Raw genomic sequence first — 17,340 nt, 5'->3', positions numbered from 1 at the left:
GGATGCCGGGCGGTGCGTGACACCGCCCGTTTCCGTTTACTGCTGCCCGGTAAGGCGGAACACCCGGATCGTCTCGCGCAGCGCGCCGGATTGGTTGCCCAGCTGCATCACGGCGCCACCCAGATCCTGAACCAGCGCGGTGTTCTGCACCGTCATCACGTCCATCTGCGACACCGCCGTATCCACCTGCTCGATGCCGCTGGACTGTTCCTGCGAAGCCTGCGAGATCTCGCCGATGATGTCGGTGACACGATGCACGGCGGCCACGATGTCCTGCATCGTCGCGCCCGCCTGCTCGGCCTGCTGGGAGCCTTCGGTCACGCGCTCCACCGAGTCTTCGATCAGGCCCTTGATCTCTTTGGCTGCCTGCGCGCTCTTCTGCGCCAGGCTGCGGACCTCGCCCGCCACCACCGCGAAGCCCTTGCCGGACTCCCCGGCGCGGGCCGCTTCCACGGCGGCGTTCAGGGCCAGGATGTTGGTCTGGAACGCGATGCCTTCGATGATGCTGACGATATCGGCGATCTTGCGGGAGCTGTCCGAAATGCCGTGCATGGTGCTGACCACCTGCCCGACCGCCACGCCGCCCTTGCGCGCCACTTCCATGCTGCTGGCCGCAAGCTGGTTGGCCTGACGCGCGTTGTCGGCGTTCTGCCGCACCGTGGACGTCAGCTGTTCCATGCTGGCCGCGGTCTGCTGCAAGGACGCCGCCTGGCCTTCGGTACGACCCGCGAGTTCCTGGTTGCCGCGCGCGATATGCGCTGCGGCATGGGTCGTGCCTTCAATGCCGCGATACACGTCCTGTGCAATCCCGATCAGGCTCTTGCGCATCACTTCCAGCGAGAACTTCAAACTTCCGACTTCATCGTCGGAATCCGCCACGATCTGCGTGGTCAGATTGCCCGCGGCCACCTGACGCGCCATATTGGCGGCATCCACCATCGGATCCAGCAGCGAGCGCGACAGGCGCCAGCCCATGCCAAAGATGGCGATGACGCCCAGCGCAATGGCCGCGCAGCCAACGCTCGCGCCCAAGGTGCCCAGTTCCGCCCAATTGGCCCGCAGGCCGTAAATGCCCGCGCCAGCCATGATTGCGGATGACAGCAGCGCGTGGCGCAGCATGCGGCTGCGGACATTGCGCCGGAATGGAAATGCCAGCACGTCCACGCCGCGCCGCCAGCCCGCCCGCACGGGACGCCCGCGCAGGATGCGCACGCCCTTGGCCGTGCCCTCGCGAATTCGGGCATACAAATCCTCAGCCATTTCGATCTGTTCTTCGGAGGGGCGCACCCGTACCGAGGAATACGCCACGACCTCGCCGTTTTCGACGATGGGCGTTGCATTGGCCAGCACCCAGTAGTAACCGCCGTCCTTGCGCCGATTCTTCACCAGGCCCAGCCACGACTCTCCGGCCTGCAGCGTTTCCCACAGGTCTTCGTAGGCTTCGGGCGGCATGTCGGGATGGCGCACGATGTTGTGCGGTTTGCCGATGAGTTCTTCGCGGGAGAAACCGCTGACTTCGACAAAAGCCGGGTTCGCATAGACGATCCGGCCCTTGGTATCAGTACGCGAGATCAGGTATTGATCCTCGCGCAGCTTGGTTTCTACATTGTGGACGGGTAGGTTGACGCGCACAGCTTGCCTCCGGATACATCATGTCGAGCAGCGAATGAATATCGGCGAGCAAACCGGATCTGACGCCCCGCATAGACGTGTTCCCCCGCCAGGTTCGTCAGGCTCCGGGACGGCACGGCCCCGCATTTTCGAACACTGTTCACCGCCCTTTTCAGGCGTTATTGTTGTTAACGACCAAATTTTCGAAAACTTAACGTGCGCATGAATTTGCGCACGCCAAGGCGCAAAGCATATGGACCGCGGCCGCGCATCAGCGCGGCCGCGGTCCTGTTACTGACGTCAGACGACGGGCATCAAGCCTGCGTCAGCGTCGGCGCGGCGTAACCGCCTGACAACTGGTGCGCAGGAACTTCGATCACTTCGCCCGTGTTGATCTTGAACACGGCCACTGCTTCGGCCAGGCGCTGGGCCTGCTCCTGCAGCGAACCCGCGGCCGCGGCCGCCTCTTCCACCAGCGCCGCGTTCTGCTGCGTCACCTCGTCCATCTGCGACACGGCACGGTTCACCTGGTCGATGCCGCTGGACTGCTCTTCGGAAGCGGCCGAGATCTCGCCCATGATGTCGGTCACCCGCTTCACCGAGGCCACGATCTCCTGCATCGTCGCACCCGCACGCTCTACCTGCTGCGAGCCCGCGCCGACCTTGCTCACCGAATCCTCGATCAGGCCCTTGATTTCCTTGGCCGCCTGGGCGCTGCGCTGCGCCAGCGAGCGAACCTCGCCCGCCACCACGGCAAAGCCCTTGCCCTGCTCACCCGCGCGCGCTGCTTCCACCGCCGCATTCAGCGCCAGGATGTTGGTCTGGAAGGCAATGCCATCGATCACCGACACGATCTCGGAGATCTTGCGCGAGCTTGCCGAAATGCCTTGCATCGTGCTGACCACCTCCGACACCGCCGAACCGCCGCGCTCGGCCACATCGGACGCGCTGGCCGCCAGCTGGTTGGCCTGGCGCGCATTGTCCGCGTTCTGCTTCACGGTCGACGCAAGTTCTTCCATCGAAGCCGCGGTTTCCTCCAGCGAAGCCGCCTGCTCTTCCGTGCGGCTGGACAGATCCGTATTGCCGGCCGAGATTTCGCGCGAACCCACCGTGATTTCGTCCACGCCGCTGCGCACCGCGGATACGGTACGGGTCAGGCTTTCCTGCATGCGCTTGAGCGCGGCGAACAACTGGCCGATCTCATTGTGAGAACGCACTTCCACGCGGCTGGTCAGGTCTCCGGCTGCAATCTTGTCGAAATGCTGGCCGGCTTCCACCAAGGGGCGCACCACCAGGCGGCCGAACACCAGACGCGCCAGAATCATCAGCAGCACAGCCAGGCCGACCGCGACACCCACCGCCACCATGGCGAGGTTGAAATTGGCTTCGGCCTTTTCGATCGTGGCTTGCTGCTGGTCACCGATGTACTTGCCAAACTCGCTGAGCGCCTCGATGAAGGCTGCGCTGCGCGGCGTGCCGTACTCGTTGTTCACCATGTAGAAGGTGGAATAGTCTTCGCTGCGCAGGGCTTCGACCATGGTATCCACGCCGTCGTCGATGTAGGAACGATAACGACGGACCAGGTTCATGGACAGCTGGCGGCCCGTATCGTCCTGCAGCATGTTCTTCTGGAAATCGGCGAAACGGCTGCGCACGCCGGTCAGCAGGTCCGTGGCGCCCTTCAAGGCCGCCGCGGCATCGCGGGCCGAGTTCTCGCCGCTGCCCCAGCCGGATTCCTGCAGGTGGCGCGCGGCGACCATCAAGGCAACCCGCGCGCGCAACATGTCGCTGTTGATCACTTCGACCTGCTTCGAACGTTCGGTCAGTGCATTGACCTCGCGAATCGACTCATAGTTGTTCTGCAGGAAATACGCGGCCAGACCGCCCACCGCCGCGATCAACACGGCGAAGAACGCCATGACCCACAGCAACATGGTGCCGACGCGGGCATCGCGCAACCGCAGCTTGCGCTTCACCTTGGGTGCGCGCGCGGCCTTCTTCTTGCCGACCTTTCCGGACTTCGTACCGGACTCGAGACTCGCTTCCATATTATTTCCCCATCCCTCAGGAACTACTCTGACCAAATAAAAAACCACCCGATGGACATGCCTTGTTACACGAGACATGCACTCCGGGCGACGTACATCGCGGCTCGCGCCGCGATGCTCCCCGCTGGACTACAGGGCGCTATTTGCCCTGAGGCTGCAATCCGGCCGGTTCACCCGGACCCGGTATGTAGATGGTCTGCACCTCGGGGGCCGCGGCGGGCGGCGCCATCTCCTGACGCAAGTCAGGCATAGGCGCGGGTCCCAGCAGCTTCTGGCGTTCCCAGGGTTCCAGCAAGATATTGGTGCTGTCGACGAGGCGCAGCAGTCGGCCGTCCGGACCGAATTGCAGCAGCGCTTCCTTGCGGCTGTACAAGCCGTCCGCGACGAAGGTGATTTTGAAGGCCCAGAGCGCGAGCAGCGTACCGTCGGTCTGCTTGTAGAGTTTGTCGGGCGGGGCGGTCAGTGCACGTGAAGCCTCTTCCAGCGTCGTTTGCCCAGGGGTCAAGGTCGACAGCTTGTCCGGGTCGAAATTGTGCCCGGACGCCGCGCAGCCGACCAGAAGAACCGCCACCACGGCCGTCGCCAGAAGATGTATATAGCCTCGCATACCCTACCCATTTACCGGCAACGCCGGTGTCAGAAAGATTCCCAGTCGTCATCCGCAGGCGCTGATCGGCGGCCAGCCGTCGCGGCGGGCTTGGCCGCCGGTGCAGCAGCCGGACGTACCGTGGGACGGCGCAGCGGCCGCGCCGCTGTCGCCCCTTCAGCCGCAGCCGGCTTGGTCCGGGTGGAATGCGTCAAGCGCACGGCCGGCACTACCTTGGCCTCCGCCGCGGGCGCGTCCGCCTGCACTGCGGCCGCGACCGGGGCAGCCACGCGCGCCGCCGGACGTTGACCCGCCAACTGATGCGCGGGGACTTCGATCACTTCGCCCGCATTGACCTTGAACACAGCCACTGCTTCGGCCAGGCGTTCCGCCTGTTCCTGCAGCGAACCCGCGGCCGCGGCAGCCTCTTCCACCAGCGCCGCGTTCTGCTGCGTCACCTCGTCCATCTGCGACACGGCACGGTTGACCTGGTCGATGCCGCTGGACTGTTCTTCCGACGCGGCCGAGATCTCGCCCATGATGTCCGTCACGCGCTTCACCGAGGCCACGATCTCCTGCATCGTCGAGCCGGCGCGCTCCACCTGCTCCGAACCCGCGCCGACCTTGGACACGGAATCCTCGATCAGGCCCTTGATTTCCTTGGCCGCCTGGGCGCTGCGCTGCGCCAGCGAGCGCACTTCGCCCGCCACCACGGCAAAACCCTTGCCCTGCTCACCCGCGCGGGCCGCTTCTACCGCCGCATTCAGCGCCAGGATGTTGGTCTGGAAGGCAATGCCATCGATCACCGACACGATCTCGGAGATCTTGCGCGAACTGGCCGAGATTTCCTGCATGGTATTGACCACTTCCGACACCGCCGAACCGCCGCGCTCGGCCACGTCGGACGCGCTGGCCGCCAGCTGGTTGGCCTGGCGCGCGTTATCCGCATTCTGCTTCACGGTCGATGCCAGTTGCTCCATCGAAGCCGCGGTTTCCTCAAGCGAAGCGGCCTGTTCTTCCGTGCGGCTGGACAGGTCCGTATTGCCGGCGGAAATCTCGCGCGAGCCCACGTTGATCTCGTCCACGCCACGGCGCACCGCAGATACGGTACGAGTCAGGCTTTCCTGCATGCGCTTGACCGCAGCCATCAACGTGCCGATCTCGTTGGTCGAGGTCACGTCTACGCGGACGGTCAGATCACCGCCAGCGATCTTGTCGAAGCTGTCGCTGACAGCGCGCAAAGGCCGCAGAACGACACGATTCATGAACAGGAAGGCGCCCAGCCATACCGCCACGATCAGCACCGCCAACGCGGCGTACACAATGGCCATCGTCGCCGCCTGCGAGCGCGAGGACGACACCATCTCTTCGCTATAGGAGGTAATGTCTTTGGCGAATTCGCCCAGTTGTTTCGAGAACGCCCCGCTCGCGGCGCCGGCCCTGGTGTTTTTCAAATCCAGGTAAGCCGCCGAATCGCCCTTGTCCAACGCCGACATCATGGCTTGCAATGCGTCTGCAAAGCCGTTGAACGAGGAAAGAAGGTCACCCTCGGCGCTCTTGCCTACCGCCGTGGTCTTCGGGATGGCCTTGAAGGTCTCCATCTTCTTCTTGGCGTCGGCGACCAGCTGTTGCACCGTACGGGTGTTCTCGCTGGCGCCATTGGCGTCGCCCGTGGCCCGCTGCGCGGCAGCGATGTCGGCGCGTATGGTCGCGCGCAGCATCTGCGTGTAAGCGTCCTTGATCAGATTCGCCTGCTGTACGCTCAAGCTATCCAGTGCATTGATCGCCTCGGAGTTGGAACGCATGCTGTTCCAGCCCAGAACGATGGAAACCAGCGCTGCCAGCGCTACGGCCAACTGGGCAAGCATCAAGCCCGTACGCACCTTCAGATTGCTAAACATTTCCGTATATTCCGGTAGTCGTCCCGGCGGCACTCTTGCCGCCAGGCCGTAAATAGGGGGGTAGCTTTACTGCCTGTGCTGCGCTGACGGATCCCTCCGTCAGAAAGACTCCCAATCGTCATCCGCCGCAGGCGTTGGGCGCCGGCTGGAGGCTGGCGCCGCAGGCGCGGCATCCTTGGCGCTCGCCGGGCGACTGGCTGGCCGGCGTAGCGGACGAACGGTGGTAGCCGCTTCCGGCGCTGGCTTGGGCCGGGCGACCTGAGTCAGGCGTGGCGCAGGCGCCGCCTTGGGTGCAGGTTCCGCCGGCTGAGGCGCTTCAGCGTTGGCGGGTTCGGCGGGCACCTTGCCTGCCGCAGCCTGCGGCTGTGTGGGCGGCGCCGGCATGCGGGGCGCGCTGCGTTGCGATGCCAATTGCTGCGCGGGGACTTCGATCACTTCGCCCGCATTGATCTTGAACACGGCCACCGCTTCGGCCAGGCGCTGCGCCTGTTCCTGCAGGGAGCCCGCGGCAGCCGCCGCCTCTTCCACCAGCGCCGCGTTCTGCTGCGTCACCTCGTCCATCTGCGATACGGCACGGTTCACCTGGTCGATGCCGCTGGACTGTTCCTCGGACGCCGCCGAGATCTCGCCCATGATGTCGGTCACCCGCTTCACCGAGGCCACGATCTCCTGCATCGTCGACCCTGCGCGCTCCACCTGCTGCGAGCCCGCGCTGACCTTGCTCACGGAATCCTCGATCAGGCCCTTGATTTCCTTGGCCGCCTGGGCGCTGCGCTGCGCCAGCGAGCGAACCTCGCCCGCCACCACCGCAAAGCCCTTGCCCTGCTCACCCGCGCGCGCCGCTTCCACCGCCGCATTCAGCGCCAGGATGTTGGTCTGGAAGGCAATGCCGTCGATCACCGACACGATCTCGGAGATCTTGCGCGAGCTGGCCGAAATGCCTTGCATCGTGCTGACCACTTCCGACACCGCCGAACCGCCGCGCTCGGCCACGTCGGACGCGCTGGCCGCCAGCTGATTGGCCTGGCGCGCATTGTCCGCGTTCTGCTTCACGGTCGACGCAAGTTCTTCCATCGACGCCGCGGTTTCCTCCAGCGAGGCCGCCTGCTGCTCGGTGCGGCTGGACAAGTCCGTGTTGCCGGCGGAAATCTCGCGCGAGCCCACGTTGATCTCGTCCACGCCACGGCGCACCAGCGCCACGGTGCGGGTCAGGCTTTCCTGCATACGCTTGATAGCGCCAAACAATTGGCCGATCTCGTTGGTGCTGCGCACGTCGATGCGACCGGTGAAATCGCCGCCCGAGATCTTTTCAAAATGGTCGCCCGCTTCCCGCAACGGGCGCAGCACGGTCCGGCTGATGAACAGCCAGCAGCCCAATGCCAAGGCCAGGGAGATCGCCAGCATGACTATCGTGACCGTGCGCGAAACGCCGTGGGCCGCTTCGGCCTGCACCACCAGCTCATCGGTGCTGGAGTCGATATGCGCCAGCACGCCGCCGACGGCCTCTCTCAGAGCCGTGTTCGCCGCGCTCCCCGCGTCGTTCAGATCCAGGTAGTCCTGCACCGCCATGGTCGACAAAGCGGCCGCCTGACGCCTGACCACGTCGCTGAATTGCTTGTAGGCGCCTTCCAGCTTTTGATTCAAAGCCTCCGAGCCTTCCAGGCGCGGTGCCTTGCGGTATGCGTCCAGCGCCTGAGCGCCTTCCTGCATCAAACCTTCCGCGCGCTTGGCCTGCGAAGTCGCCTGTTCGGTCTTTCCTTGCTGCAGATCCATCAGCGACGTCGCCAACAGCAAGCGGCCGCGCAGGAACAGGATGTAGGCCCGGTTCAGCTGCGAGGCCTGCGTGGAATAGGCGTCGTTGACCCGCTCCAGCTTCTCATTGCTCGAGTTCAGCCCCATCCACGCCACGCCATTTGAGATGAACATGGCGCCCGTGAAGAGCAGCAACACCAGAACGAGACAGGTGCGGACTTTCAAGTTGACAAGCATGGAATATCCGAGCGTTAAGCAATGTGAAACGACTATTTCCTACTCTGCACGCACACACGGACGCCCCGGCCCCTGGCCAGTAGCGTCCGCAAAGGCGCAACCCTACGCACCCGATGGCGCGCTTTTGAACCTACCGCATTGCTACTTGCGGCTGAACAGACTTGATCCCTGGATGGTCATGAATGCTGCCGACGCCGCTTGCAGCGCGACCTGGCGCAACGCGAGCTGGCTGGCGCCTTGGTAGTAGTCCAGTTCTTCCAGATCAGACAGAGACTTCGAGTAAGACAGGCCTTTCTGCGTACCCGTGGAGTTCAGTGCGTCCAGTTCGTTCATCCTGGCGCCGACCGAAGCCTGCACCGTGAGAACGTTGTCGTAGGTGTTCGCCAGCTTCTTGTTGGCCGTCGCTAGTGCATTGTTCAGTTTGGCGGTCGCGACGGGGTCGCCAGCGCTGGGTGCGTCCAGCGCAGCGATGACATTGTCCAGGGTAGCGAACACGTCCATATCGATAGCCTGGACGCTATCGACGTTGATCACGTCACCCGCATTCGGGGCGCCCTTGATCGATACGGATACACCGCTACCCAAATTGATCGTGGCGCCGTCAGCGTAAGCTGCAGGCGACCCGGCCGCCGGAACAGTCGTGCTGGAACCATCGGGATTCGTCGTCGTGACCCGATACCCAATCTTTCCAGTAGCCACATCGGTTTCAAACTGCACCGCGAACTTCTTGCCAGCGTTGGCCGAGCCCGGCGTCACGGATGCCGAGCCAAACTCGGCGGTGCCAGTATTGGAGTCTGCCCCCGACGCGACAAAGGCTTGCGATCCCGGATTGGCGCGACCGAAAATATCCTTACCCAGATCGCTGGTGGACAGTTGGCGGCTTTGGTCAACCTGAATGGTCCGCTCACCTACCGAATTGCTATAGACGATCTTGCCCGTGGCGTCCTTGGAGTACGGTATCACGTTGCCATCGTTGCCCGAGAACAGATACTGGCCATTGCCGTCCGTCGTGTTCGCTAGACCCAACAGCGCATCGCGCGTGTTTTTGAGCGCGGTGGACAACGTCTGGCGGTCGCTATCAGAGAGCACACCGCCTGCCTGAATGATACGGGTCCGCGCTTCCTGCAAGGCGTTTGTCACCGCCGTCAAGGTATTGCCTTCCTGACCCAAATTCGTGTTGGCCGTCTGTCGGTTCATGCCATACGTATTGTTCATGCTCTGCGTCTGAGCCACGCTAATGGCCAACGCAGCGGCCAGGGGATCATCCGCCGGAGTCAGGTTCTTGCGTCCGCTACCGACCTGTTCAACCAGGCGGTTCATATCGGATTCCTGAGAGAGAACGCCCTTCAGGCCGTTCGAGTACATCATCGAGGTGCTCAGGCGCATGGTGAAGCTCCGAAATTTTCTTTATTTGTCACGATTCAACGATCCGATCAGCCGCGCAGACCCAGCAGCGTGTCGAACATGGTGCTGGCCACGTCAATGATGCGAGCACTGGCTTGATATTGTTCCTGGTACAGCGACAGGCTGACGTATTCTTCGTTCAGGTTGACGCCCGAGACAGCCTGCTGCGCCGCAGTCTTCTGCGTGATCAGGTTTGCCTGCGCGGTCGCCGCGGACTTGAGTTGAGCGGTTTGCACCCCAACCGTATTCACCACCTGGCCGAACATATCGTTCACGCTCATCGTGCCGTTACCAAGCACCTTGCTGTTCTGCAGCTGAGCCAGTTTCAGCGCGTTCTTGCCGTTGGCGTCACCGCCTTCTAAGTCGGCCGCCGCGATCTTGTAAGGATCGGAGATCAGAACGGTAAGATCGCGTGCCGCATCGCGCGTGGGTGCCAGCGACCATTTGTCGCCAGCCTGGGGCGGCGCGCTGATGGTCAGGGTCACACCCATCTCGCTGTCGAGATTCAGCGTGCCCGGCGTCCCGGTGGCCGGACCGTTGTAGACCTGCGAACCTTCCGGCATGCGCAGCACGCGGTAGTTCGTGCCGTCGAAGGAAATCTCGTATTCCTTGGCGTTGATGTTGTTCAGGTTCGTGAACTGACCCGAAAGCGACGCGTTGCTCTTGTTCTGCGCATTCGGTACGCCCTGCGGCGAACCGATGCCAAAGAAGTCCGTGCCGGGATTGCCGTTCTGGTCCAGGCCCTGCTTGTGCTGCTCGTTGAAGGACAGCGCCAGGCCGACGGCCATCTGACCCAGCTGGCTTTGCATGACATCCAGCGAAGTCGCGCGAAATTGCAACAGGCCGCCCAGCGAGCCGCCGGTCACTTCCGCATCATCCAGCTCCACGGCGACCGTCTTACCCGAGCCGGCCGGCAGCGTGTAGGCAATGGCGGTGCGTCCCGTATCCTTGGAGGAAGCCACCGCTTGCAGCGGATAGATGGTGTTGCCGGATAGCAGCGCCTGGCCACCGTTGGCCAACGTAATGTTGATCTTGTCGCCTTGTTCGTAGGTGGTGATGCCTACCAGCTGATTCAGTTCCATGACGGCCTGGTCGCGCTGATCCAGGAGATCGTTCGGAGGACTGCCGCCCGCCTTGCCCGTAGCCAGCGAGATTTGCTGGTTCAGATCGTCGATACGCGTCAGATAACTGTTGACCTGCTCGACCGTCGTGGTGATCTGCGTGTTCAGGCCGATGCGCTGGTTTTGCATCTCGGTGTAGGCCGAACGGATCTGGGTGGCCAGGCTATTGGCCTTGCCTAGCAAATCCTGGCGCGCGGCAGGGTCGGCAGGCTTGCTGGCCACCGCATTCATGCTGGTGAAGAAATTGGTCAGGCCCGGCGCGATGCCGACGGTGCGGTCGGCGAACAGGTTGTTGATTGCCGAAACCTGGTTGTATTGCGTCTGCAACTGGGCGCCACTGCCCTGAGCGCCGACCAGTTGCTTGTACAGGAAACTGTCGTAGCTGCGCACGACCGTGTCGACCTGCACGCCTCGGCCTATGTAGCCGTTGCTGGTCGCCTGGGCGCCGGCAGTCGAAACCATGACGCGCTGGCGGTTGTAACCAACCGTGGTGGCATTGTTGATATTGTGGCTGGTGGTGGCCAGCCCTGCCTGAGCGGCGTTCAGCCCGCCCAGCGCCAATTTATACATATTCATGCTGACAATGCCCCGTATTTAACCGCTGATATACCTGGATATCCAATTAACGGCAGGAGGTGATCCGAATTTAGAGTCCTTCCAACATCTGGCGAGAAATTTCCACCTTGGATGCCGCACCCCGCAGCTGGCTCATCACGCCGATCAACTTTTGCGCATACTGGGGATCCGTCGCATAACCCGCATCCTGGATCCGGCGCGCCGCCTCGATCTCGTTGCGGGCCTGCGTGACGCCCTCGTAGCGCGGGCTGTTGCCGATCAGACGGGCGTAATCCGCGAACGATTCCTCGTAGGACGCGTAGGCGCGGAAAGGTTGCGTCACCTTTTTCGCCACGCCGTCTTCGTATTCAGTAGTCAGTACGTTGACAACCTGCCCCTTCCAGCTGGATCCCGCCTTGATGCCGAACAGGTTGTAGCTGGTGCTGCCGTCCTGGTGCTTGATCTCGCGCTTGCCCCAGCCCGACTCCAGCGCCGCCTGGCCCATGATGAGGCGGGCCGGCACGCCGCTTTGCTGGGAAGCGAGATTGGCTGCGCGCGACATCTTGGATACGAAGGCGACCACGTGGTCGGGCGCGCCTTCCGCAGCGGCCAGCGCCCGGTTCTGCGCGCTGTTATTGCGCATCACATTCAGCAATGCCGACACTTCGCGCGAGCCAGCGGCGCGGAAGTCGAGGTCCGCGCCCTCTCCCAGGCGCTTGACCGCGTCCGCGCCCAACTCCCCGGGCTTGCCCTGCTGCATCTGCGCCAAAATGGCGCCGGAAAGGCCGATGCCAGGCGACGCCAGATGCAGGGCCAGCTGCTCGTCCGCCATGGACTGCAGCATCTGCGTCTGCTGCGAGTCGAACAGCCCTTCCTTAGGCGTCGCCTCGCGCATGCGCTTGACCATCATTTGCAGGAACAGGGCCTCGAACTGCTTGGCAACCTGTTTCTGCTGCTCGGTCCCCTCAGGATCCTTTTTGACATCGCGCTTCAGGTCAGACAGGCGGCCCATGTCGAAAACCGAATCCTGCCGGCTGGCGCCGCGCGCCGCATCATTGGTGTACGCCATGGCCGTCAGATGATTTCCAGTTCGGCACGCAAGGCGCCGGCGGTCTTCATGGCCTGCAGAATCGCCAGCAGGTCCTGCGGCGTGGCGCCCAGGGCGTTCAAGCCCTTGACCACATCCGCCAGATTGGCGCTGGTGCTCACGCGTTGCAGGGAACCGTTCTCCTGACGCACCTCGATCTGCGTATTGGGTACCACCACCGTCTGCCCTTCGGTGAAAGGCGTGTCAGGCTGCGATACCTGGTTCTGGCGATTGATGATGACCGACAGATTGCCGTGGGCCACGGCGGCTTCTTCGATCATGACGGTGCGGTTCATGACGACCGAACCCGTGCGCGCATTGATGATGACCTTGGCCACCGTGGGCGCGCGCGCCACCTGCAAGTCTTCGAGTTGCGACAGGAAGCGCGCCTGCGAAGCCTGATCCATCGGTGTGCGCACCTGCACCACGCGACCGTCCAGCGCAGTGGCGGTGCCTTGGCCGAACTTGCGGTTCAACGCCATGGCCACATTCTGCGCCGTGCCGAAATCGGTATTGTTCAGTTCCACATAAACGTAGCCGTCACGCGCGAACGTGGTGGGCACGCCGCGCTCTACGATGGCGCCCGCGCTGATGCGCCCGCCATTCAACTGGTTGATCTGCACGCTGGAGCCACCGGCGGAGGCGCCTGCGCCGCCCACCAGGATATTGCCCTGGGCGATCGCGTAGACCTGGCTATCGGCCCCCTTGAGCGGGGTCATCAGCAATGTGCCTCCGCGCAGGCTCTTGGCGTTGCCCATGGACGAAACCACCACGTCCAACGTCTGGCCCGGACGGGCGAAAGCCGGCAGCGTGGTCGTGACCATGACCGCGGCCACGTTCTTCAATTGCATATTGCTGCCGGGCGGAACGGTGATACCGAGCTGCGACAACATATTGGTCAGACTTTGCTGCGTGAACGGCGTCTGCCGCACCTGGTCGCCGCTGCCATCCAGACCCACGACCAGGCCATAGCCGATCAGCTGGTTGCCCCGCACGCCCTGGATCGACGCCAGGTCCTTGAGCCGTTCGGCGTGCGCCGCACCCGCGCCGGCTATCAGCCCGACCGAAATGCAGACGCGCGCCAACAAGGACACCAAGGCGGATATCGGATTCGGTTGTTTCATGTTCAGAACGGCGAAGCGATCAGGAAGAAGCGTTGCAGCCAGCCCATGGTCTGGACTTCGTCCATGACGCCTTTGCTGCGGTACTCGATGCGGGCGTCGGCCACTTGCGTGGACGACACGGTGTTGGTGCCGGTAATGGAGCGCGGATCGACTACGCCGGAGAAGCGCACAAATTCGCTGCCCCGGTTGATGGCGATCTGCTTTTCGCCCGCGACCTGCAGGTTGCCGTTGGACATCACCCCCACCACCGTGGTCGTGATGGTGCCGGTAAAGGCATTGTTCGCCGTGCTGTCGCCCTTGCCCTGCGACACATTGCCGCCCTTGGCGTCCGTGTTCAGGTTGGCATTGGCCCAGCTATCCATGAAGGACGGCGCGGCGGCGATGCCCAGGGAAGCGCTGCCGCTGCGGTTGGTGTTGGTGGCGACGTTCTTGGAAGCGTTGGTCTTTTCGTTCAGGACGATGGTGACGATATCGCCCACGTTGCGCGGCCGGCGGTCCTCGAACAAGGGATAGTTGCCGTAGGTCGTCGGCTGATAGATCGAGCCCGTGGGCTGCGCCATGGGCGTGGGCGGCGGCGGCGGCGCCGCCGTCGTCGGCCCGGTCACGATGGGCTCGGGCGGGATCATGGCGCAACCGGCCACCAGCATAGCCAGGGCCGCACTCGATACCAGGCGCAGGACAGACATGGGCATCACAGTTGGGTCAGGCGGGCCAGCATTTCGTCCGAGGTCTTGACGGCCTTGCTGTTCATTTCGTAGGCGCGCTGGGTGGTGATCATGTTGACCAGCTCTTCAGCGACGTTGACGTTGGAGGTTTCAACGTACTTCTGCATGATCGAACCGGCGCCGTCCACGCCAGGCTGCAACAGGTTGGCGGGTCCCGAAGCGTCGGTCTCCAGGTACAGGTTCTCGCCGACGCTCTGCAAGCCGGTGGGGTTGATGAACGTGGCGATCTGCAGCTGGCCGATCTGCACGTTGATGCCAGCGGCGCCGGGCTGCGTCACCGAAACGATGCCGTCGTTACCAATGGAGATCGACAGCGCATTGTCGGGGATGTTCATCGGCGGCTGGATCACGTAGCCGCTGACGGTCGTCAACTGGCCGTTCTGGTCGCGTTGCAGTGCGCCGTCGCGGGTGTAGGCCTGGGTGCCGTCAGGCAGTTCGACCTGCAGGAAACCACGGCCATTGATGGCGATATCCATCTCGCTGCCGGTGTTGTTCAGATTGCCGGCGGTGTGAATGCGCTCGGTCGCGGCCACGCGCGCACCGGTACCCAGTTGCAGGCCCGACGGCAGCTGGGTAGCGTCGCCGACTTGGGCGCCAGGCTGACGCAGCGTCTGGTACATCAGGTCCTGGAACACGGCGCGACCACGCTTGAAGCCATTGGTCGAAACGTTGGCCAAGTTGTTCGAAATCACGTCCATGGAGGTCTGCTGACCTTCCAGACCCGTCTTGGCGATCCACAACGAACGCATCATGATGAAGTACTCCTGGTGCCGCGGCCCGGCCGCGCGCAAAAAATGTTTCTAGTTCAGTTGCCGTATCACGCGCTTACCGACAGGATGCCGTTGGCGCGCTCGGCGTTGCGGTCCGACTGCTGGATCACCTGCATCTGCTGCTCGAAGCGGCGGGCGTTGGCGATCATGCCGACCATCGCCGCCATCGGATTGGTGTTGCTGCCTTCCAGCACGCCCGACAACAGCCGCAGGCTGGGGTCGGCAGGCACCGGAGGCGCGGGCTGGCCATTGATGGGCGCCATGCGGAAGACGCCATCGTCGCCGTGCACCAGCTGCTCGTTCTGCGGGCTGGCCAGTTTGATCCGGCCCAGGTTCAGGATGTTGTTCGGCGCGTCGCCTGCGCCGATGGCGGTAATGGTGCCGTCCGCGGTGATGGTCAGCGCGGCCTGGTCGGGCACGTCGATAGGGCCGCCCTGGTCCGACAACACGGGTTGGCCCAACGAGGTCTGCAACAAGCCATTGATGCCGACCTGCAGGCTGCCGGCGCGGGTGTACGCCTCGCCCTGCGGCGTCTGCACGGCGATCCAGCCACGCTCGCTGGACAGCGCCACGTCCAGGTCCCGGCCCGTGGTCTGCATATTGCCCATCTGGAAGCTGTTGCGCGGCGTGGACGCCACCGTCGAAACACGCGTGGGCAGACTCGTCCCATCCGTGACCGGCACGGAGCGGTACAGCGCGATCTGCTCGCGGAAACCCGCCGTGTTCACGTTGGCCATGTTGTTGGAAAGCGCGGCCTGATGCTCGGTGATGCGCGCCGCGCCATTCATGGCGGTGTAGATGATACGGTCCATTGCCTATTCCGTCGGTGTCGTCTCGTGCCTGCCCGGCTTACTTCAGATTCATCAGGACTTGCATGATTTCGTCCTGGGTCTTGATGGTCTGCGAGTTGGCCTGGTACGTGCGCTGGGCGATGATCATGTTGACCAGTTCCTTGCTCATGTCGACGTTGGACGACTCAGTGGCCTGGCCCACGACCTTGGAGAGGCCGTTGGTGCCGGGCTGGCCCAGGATGGGCTGGCCGGAGGCGGAGGTTTCCGTCCAGGCGTTGTTGCCCACGGGCTGCAGCCCCTGCAGGTTGGAGAAGTCAGCCAGCACGATGGTGCCGACGACCTGGGTCTCGCCGTTGGTGTAGCTCGCCACTATGCTGCCGTCACCACTGATGTTGATGCCGCTGAACTCGCCGGAAGCGTATCCGTCCGGCTTGGCTACCAGCTTGTAGGCGCTGCCGAACTGTGTGGTGCCGGCGTAGTTCATCGCAATGTTGATCGGATCTGCGGGCGTGGTGCCGCCGCCCGGGTTGGCGAAGGACAGGTTGACGACAGGTGCGCTGGTCATCACGCCGGCTTTGTTAAAGGTGAACTTCTGCGGGTTGCCCCAGACTCCGCCCGCTTCGGTGGTCGGCGCCATGGCCTGCCCGTCGATCGTGTAGTAAACGTCGTACGTGCTGGTATCCGCAGTAGCTGCGGGGCGCTTCACGAAGTACTGCATGACCTGATGGGAATTGCCCAGCGAGTCGAACACCGTCATCGGCGAGGCGTTGGTATAGGTGTTGGACAGCTTCGGGTCGAACGGCTTGCCAGTTTCGACGACAGCCGCCGTGTACTCCGTGAACGCCCCCATCTTCGACAGATCACCGCTCGTAATAACTCCGCCCGCGCCCACGGTTACCGTTTCCGTACCGACGGTGAAGGTGGAGCCCGCGGCGGGCAGCCCACCACCGGCGGGCTCAGTATCCTCCAGTTTGGCGGTACCCGTGGCATCTCGGCTGAAGGTGTACACAGTGCCAGGCGCCGCACCCAGCGTGACCTTCCCAAGGACAGGCGCCTTGGTTTGCGTATCCGTTTCGTAGATGACTTTCGCGTTGGCATCCAGGTTGGCCACGGTGGTGCCAGTGGAAGTCGCCTTCGGTGCCACGTTGGCAGTAGGCAACTGCAATTCCACCGGATTCGCGCCCACGGAGCCCGGCGGATAACCCGTCAGACGATAGCCCTGTGCGTTGATGATGAAGTTGTTCTTGTCGACCAGGAATTCGCCGTTGCGGGTGTACATCACCGCACCGCTCTGGTCGGTTACGCGGAACATGCCCTTGGCGCCGTCAATGGCGATGTCGTATTCGCCGCCGCCGCCGTTCACCGTACCCACGGTAAAGCGCTGGTTGATGGCCGCAACCTTCACGCCCAGGCCGACGCGCGAACTGGCGTAAACGTCGGCGAACGACGCGGTGGCGGACTTGAAGCCGACCGTGCCGGAGTTGGCGATGTTGTTGCCGATGACGTCCAGGTTCTGCGCTGCGGCGTTCAAGCCGCTCAATCCTTGTCCGAAACCCATGTTTGTTCTCGCTAATCTTTAACTAGGGGAAGCCGCCGCCCTTGCGCCGGCACCGATACATTGCGCCCGC

At 63.4% G+C, this 17,340-nt stretch carries 13 protein-coding genes; all 13 read right to left on the bottom strand.

Translation table 11 applies throughout. The features are described from left to right. Positions 1-36 precede the first annotated feature (36 nt). The 13 genes from IB259_RS02885 to IB259_RS02825 all read right to left on the bottom strand — a co-directional run bounded on the left by IB259_RS02885 (position 37) and on the right by IB259_RS02825 (position 17,270). Positions 37-1,632 (bottom strand): PAS domain-containing methyl-accepting chemotaxis protein, encoded by a 1,596-nt coding sequence (locus tag IB259_RS02885; RefSeq protein WP_054456683.1) that lies wholly within the window; start codon positions 1,630-1,632, stop codon positions 37-39. Between the two features lie 293 nt (positions 1,633-1,925). Next, positions 1,926-3,659: a methyl-accepting chemotaxis protein gene (locus IB259_RS02880; protein WP_054456682.1), complete on the bottom strand. Its 1,734-nt coding sequence runs from the start codon at positions 3,657-3,659 to the stop codon at positions 1,926-1,928. Positions 3,660-3,798: 139 nt separating this feature from the next. Next, positions 3,799-4,266 (bottom strand): hypothetical protein, encoded by a 468-nt coding sequence (locus IB259_RS02875; protein WP_192327454.1) that lies wholly within the window; start codon positions 4,264-4,266, stop codon positions 3,799-3,801. Positions 4,267-4,295: 29 nt separating this feature from the next. Next, positions 4,296-6,146: a methyl-accepting chemotaxis protein gene (locus IB259_RS02870; protein WP_192327451.1), complete on the bottom strand. Its 1,851-nt coding sequence runs from the start codon at positions 6,144-6,146 to the stop codon at positions 4,296-4,298. 99 nt (positions 6,147-6,245) lie between these two features. Further along, a complete protein-coding gene (locus tag IB259_RS02865) occupies positions 6,246-8,135 on the bottom strand; it encodes a methyl-accepting chemotaxis protein (protein ID WP_192327448.1) in 1,890 nt (629 codons plus the stop codon). Positions 8,136-8,276: 141 nt separating this feature from the next. Continuing rightward, positions 8,277-9,521: a flagellar hook-associated protein FlgL gene (gene flgL, locus IB259_RS02860; protein ID WP_175180789.1), complete on the bottom strand. Its 1,245-nt coding sequence runs from the start codon at positions 9,519-9,521 to the stop codon at positions 8,277-8,279. Positions 9,522-9,568: 47 nt separating this feature from the next. Further along, positions 9,569-11,236 carry a flagellar hook-associated protein FlgK gene (gene flgK / locus IB259_RS02855; protein WP_054456677.1) on the bottom strand — a complete coding sequence of 556 codons (1,668 nt, stop codon included), beginning with the start codon at positions 11,234-11,236 and terminating at the stop codon, positions 9,569-9,571. Between the two features lie 70 nt (positions 11,237-11,306). After that, on the bottom strand, positions 11,307-12,284 hold the full coding sequence (gene flgJ, locus IB259_RS02850) for a flagellar assembly peptidoglycan hydrolase FlgJ (protein WP_175180788.1): 978 nt from the start codon (positions 12,282-12,284) through the stop codon (positions 11,307-11,309). 5 nt (positions 12,285-12,289) lie between these two features. Next, entirely contained in the window at positions 12,290-13,426 is a 1,137-nt protein-coding gene (locus IB259_RS02845; RefSeq protein WP_054456675.1) for a flagellar basal body P-ring protein FlgI, read from the bottom strand. A gap of 2 nt (positions 13,427-13,428) precedes the next feature. Further along, positions 13,429-14,118, bottom strand: a complete 690-nt coding sequence (locus IB259_RS02840) for a flagellar basal body L-ring protein FlgH (RefSeq protein ID WP_119452089.1) — start codon at positions 14,116-14,118, stop codon at positions 13,429-13,431. Next, a complete protein-coding gene (gene flgG, locus IB259_RS02835; RefSeq protein WP_054456673.1) occupies positions 14,118-14,903 on the bottom strand; it encodes a flagellar basal-body rod protein FlgG in 786 nt (261 codons plus the stop codon). The genes IB259_RS02840 and flgG overlap by 1 nt, the downstream gene beginning before the upstream one ends. A 65-nt stretch (positions 14,904-14,968) precedes the next feature. Next, positions 14,969-15,733 (bottom strand): flagellar basal body rod protein FlgF, encoded by a 765-nt coding sequence (locus IB259_RS02830; RefSeq protein WP_119452090.1) that lies wholly within the window; start codon positions 15,731-15,733, stop codon positions 14,969-14,971. A gap of 37 nt (positions 15,734-15,770) precedes the next feature. Beyond that, positions 15,771-17,270 carry a flagellar hook-basal body complex protein gene (locus tag IB259_RS02825; protein WP_192327444.1) on the bottom strand — a complete coding sequence of 500 codons (1,500 nt, stop codon included), beginning with the start codon at positions 17,268-17,270 and terminating at the stop codon, positions 15,771-15,773. Between the last annotated feature and the right edge of the window lie 70 nt (positions 17,271-17,340).

The organism is Achromobacter sp. ACM04, assembly GCF_014851465.1.
Classification (GTDB): domain Bacteria; phylum Pseudomonadota; class Gammaproteobacteria; order Burkholderiales; family Burkholderiaceae_B; genus Achromobacter; species Achromobacter aegrifaciens.
Note: the sequence above shows the minus strand (reverse complement) of the source record. Positions and strands in the feature narration are given on the sequence as shown.

Bases quoted from the DNA above. Each gene is read 5' to 3' on its own strand.
- flgJ (WP_175180788.1), bottom strand. From the start codon at position 12,284: ATGGCGTACACCAATGATGCGGCGCGCGGCGCCAGCCGGCAGGATTCG.
- flgK (WP_054456677.1), bottom strand. From the start codon at position 11,236: ATGAATATGTATAAATTGGCGCTGGGCGGGCTGAACGCCGCTCAGGCA.
- IB259_RS02840 (WP_119452089.1), bottom strand. From the start codon at position 14,118: ATGCCCATGTCTGTCCTGCGCCTGGTATCGAGTGCGGCCCTGGCTATG.
- flgL (WP_175180789.1), bottom strand. From the start codon at position 9,521: ATGCGCCTGAGCACCTCGATGATGTACTCGAACGGCCTGAAGGGCGTT.
- IB259_RS02825 (WP_192327444.1), bottom strand. From the start codon at position 17,270: ATGGGTTTCGGACAAGGATTGAGCGGCTTGAACGCCGCAGCGCAGAAC.
- IB259_RS02845 (WP_054456675.1), bottom strand. From the start codon at position 13,426: ATGAAACAACCGAATCCGATATCCGCCTTGGTGTCCTTGTTGGCGCGC.
- flgG (WP_054456673.1), bottom strand. From the start codon at position 14,903: ATGATGCGTTCGTTGTGGATCGCCAAGACGGGTCTGGAAGGTCAGCAG.
- IB259_RS02875 (WP_192327454.1), bottom strand. From the start codon at position 4,266: ATGCGAGGCTATATACATCTTCTGGCGACGGCCGTGGTGGCGGTTCTT.
- IB259_RS02880 (WP_054456682.1), bottom strand. From the start codon at position 3,659: ATGGAAGCGAGTCTCGAGTCCGGTACGAAGTCCGGAAAGGTCGGCAAG.
- IB259_RS02870 (WP_192327451.1), bottom strand. From the start codon at position 6,146: ATGTTTAGCAATCTGAAGGTGCGTACGGGCTTGATGCTTGCCCAGTTG.
- IB259_RS02830 (WP_119452090.1), bottom strand. From the start codon at position 15,733: ATGGACCGTATCATCTACACCGCCATGAATGGCGCGGCGCGCATCACC.
- IB259_RS02865 (WP_192327448.1), bottom strand. From the start codon at position 8,135: ATGCTTGTCAACTTGAAAGTCCGCACCTGTCTCGTTCTGGTGTTGCTG.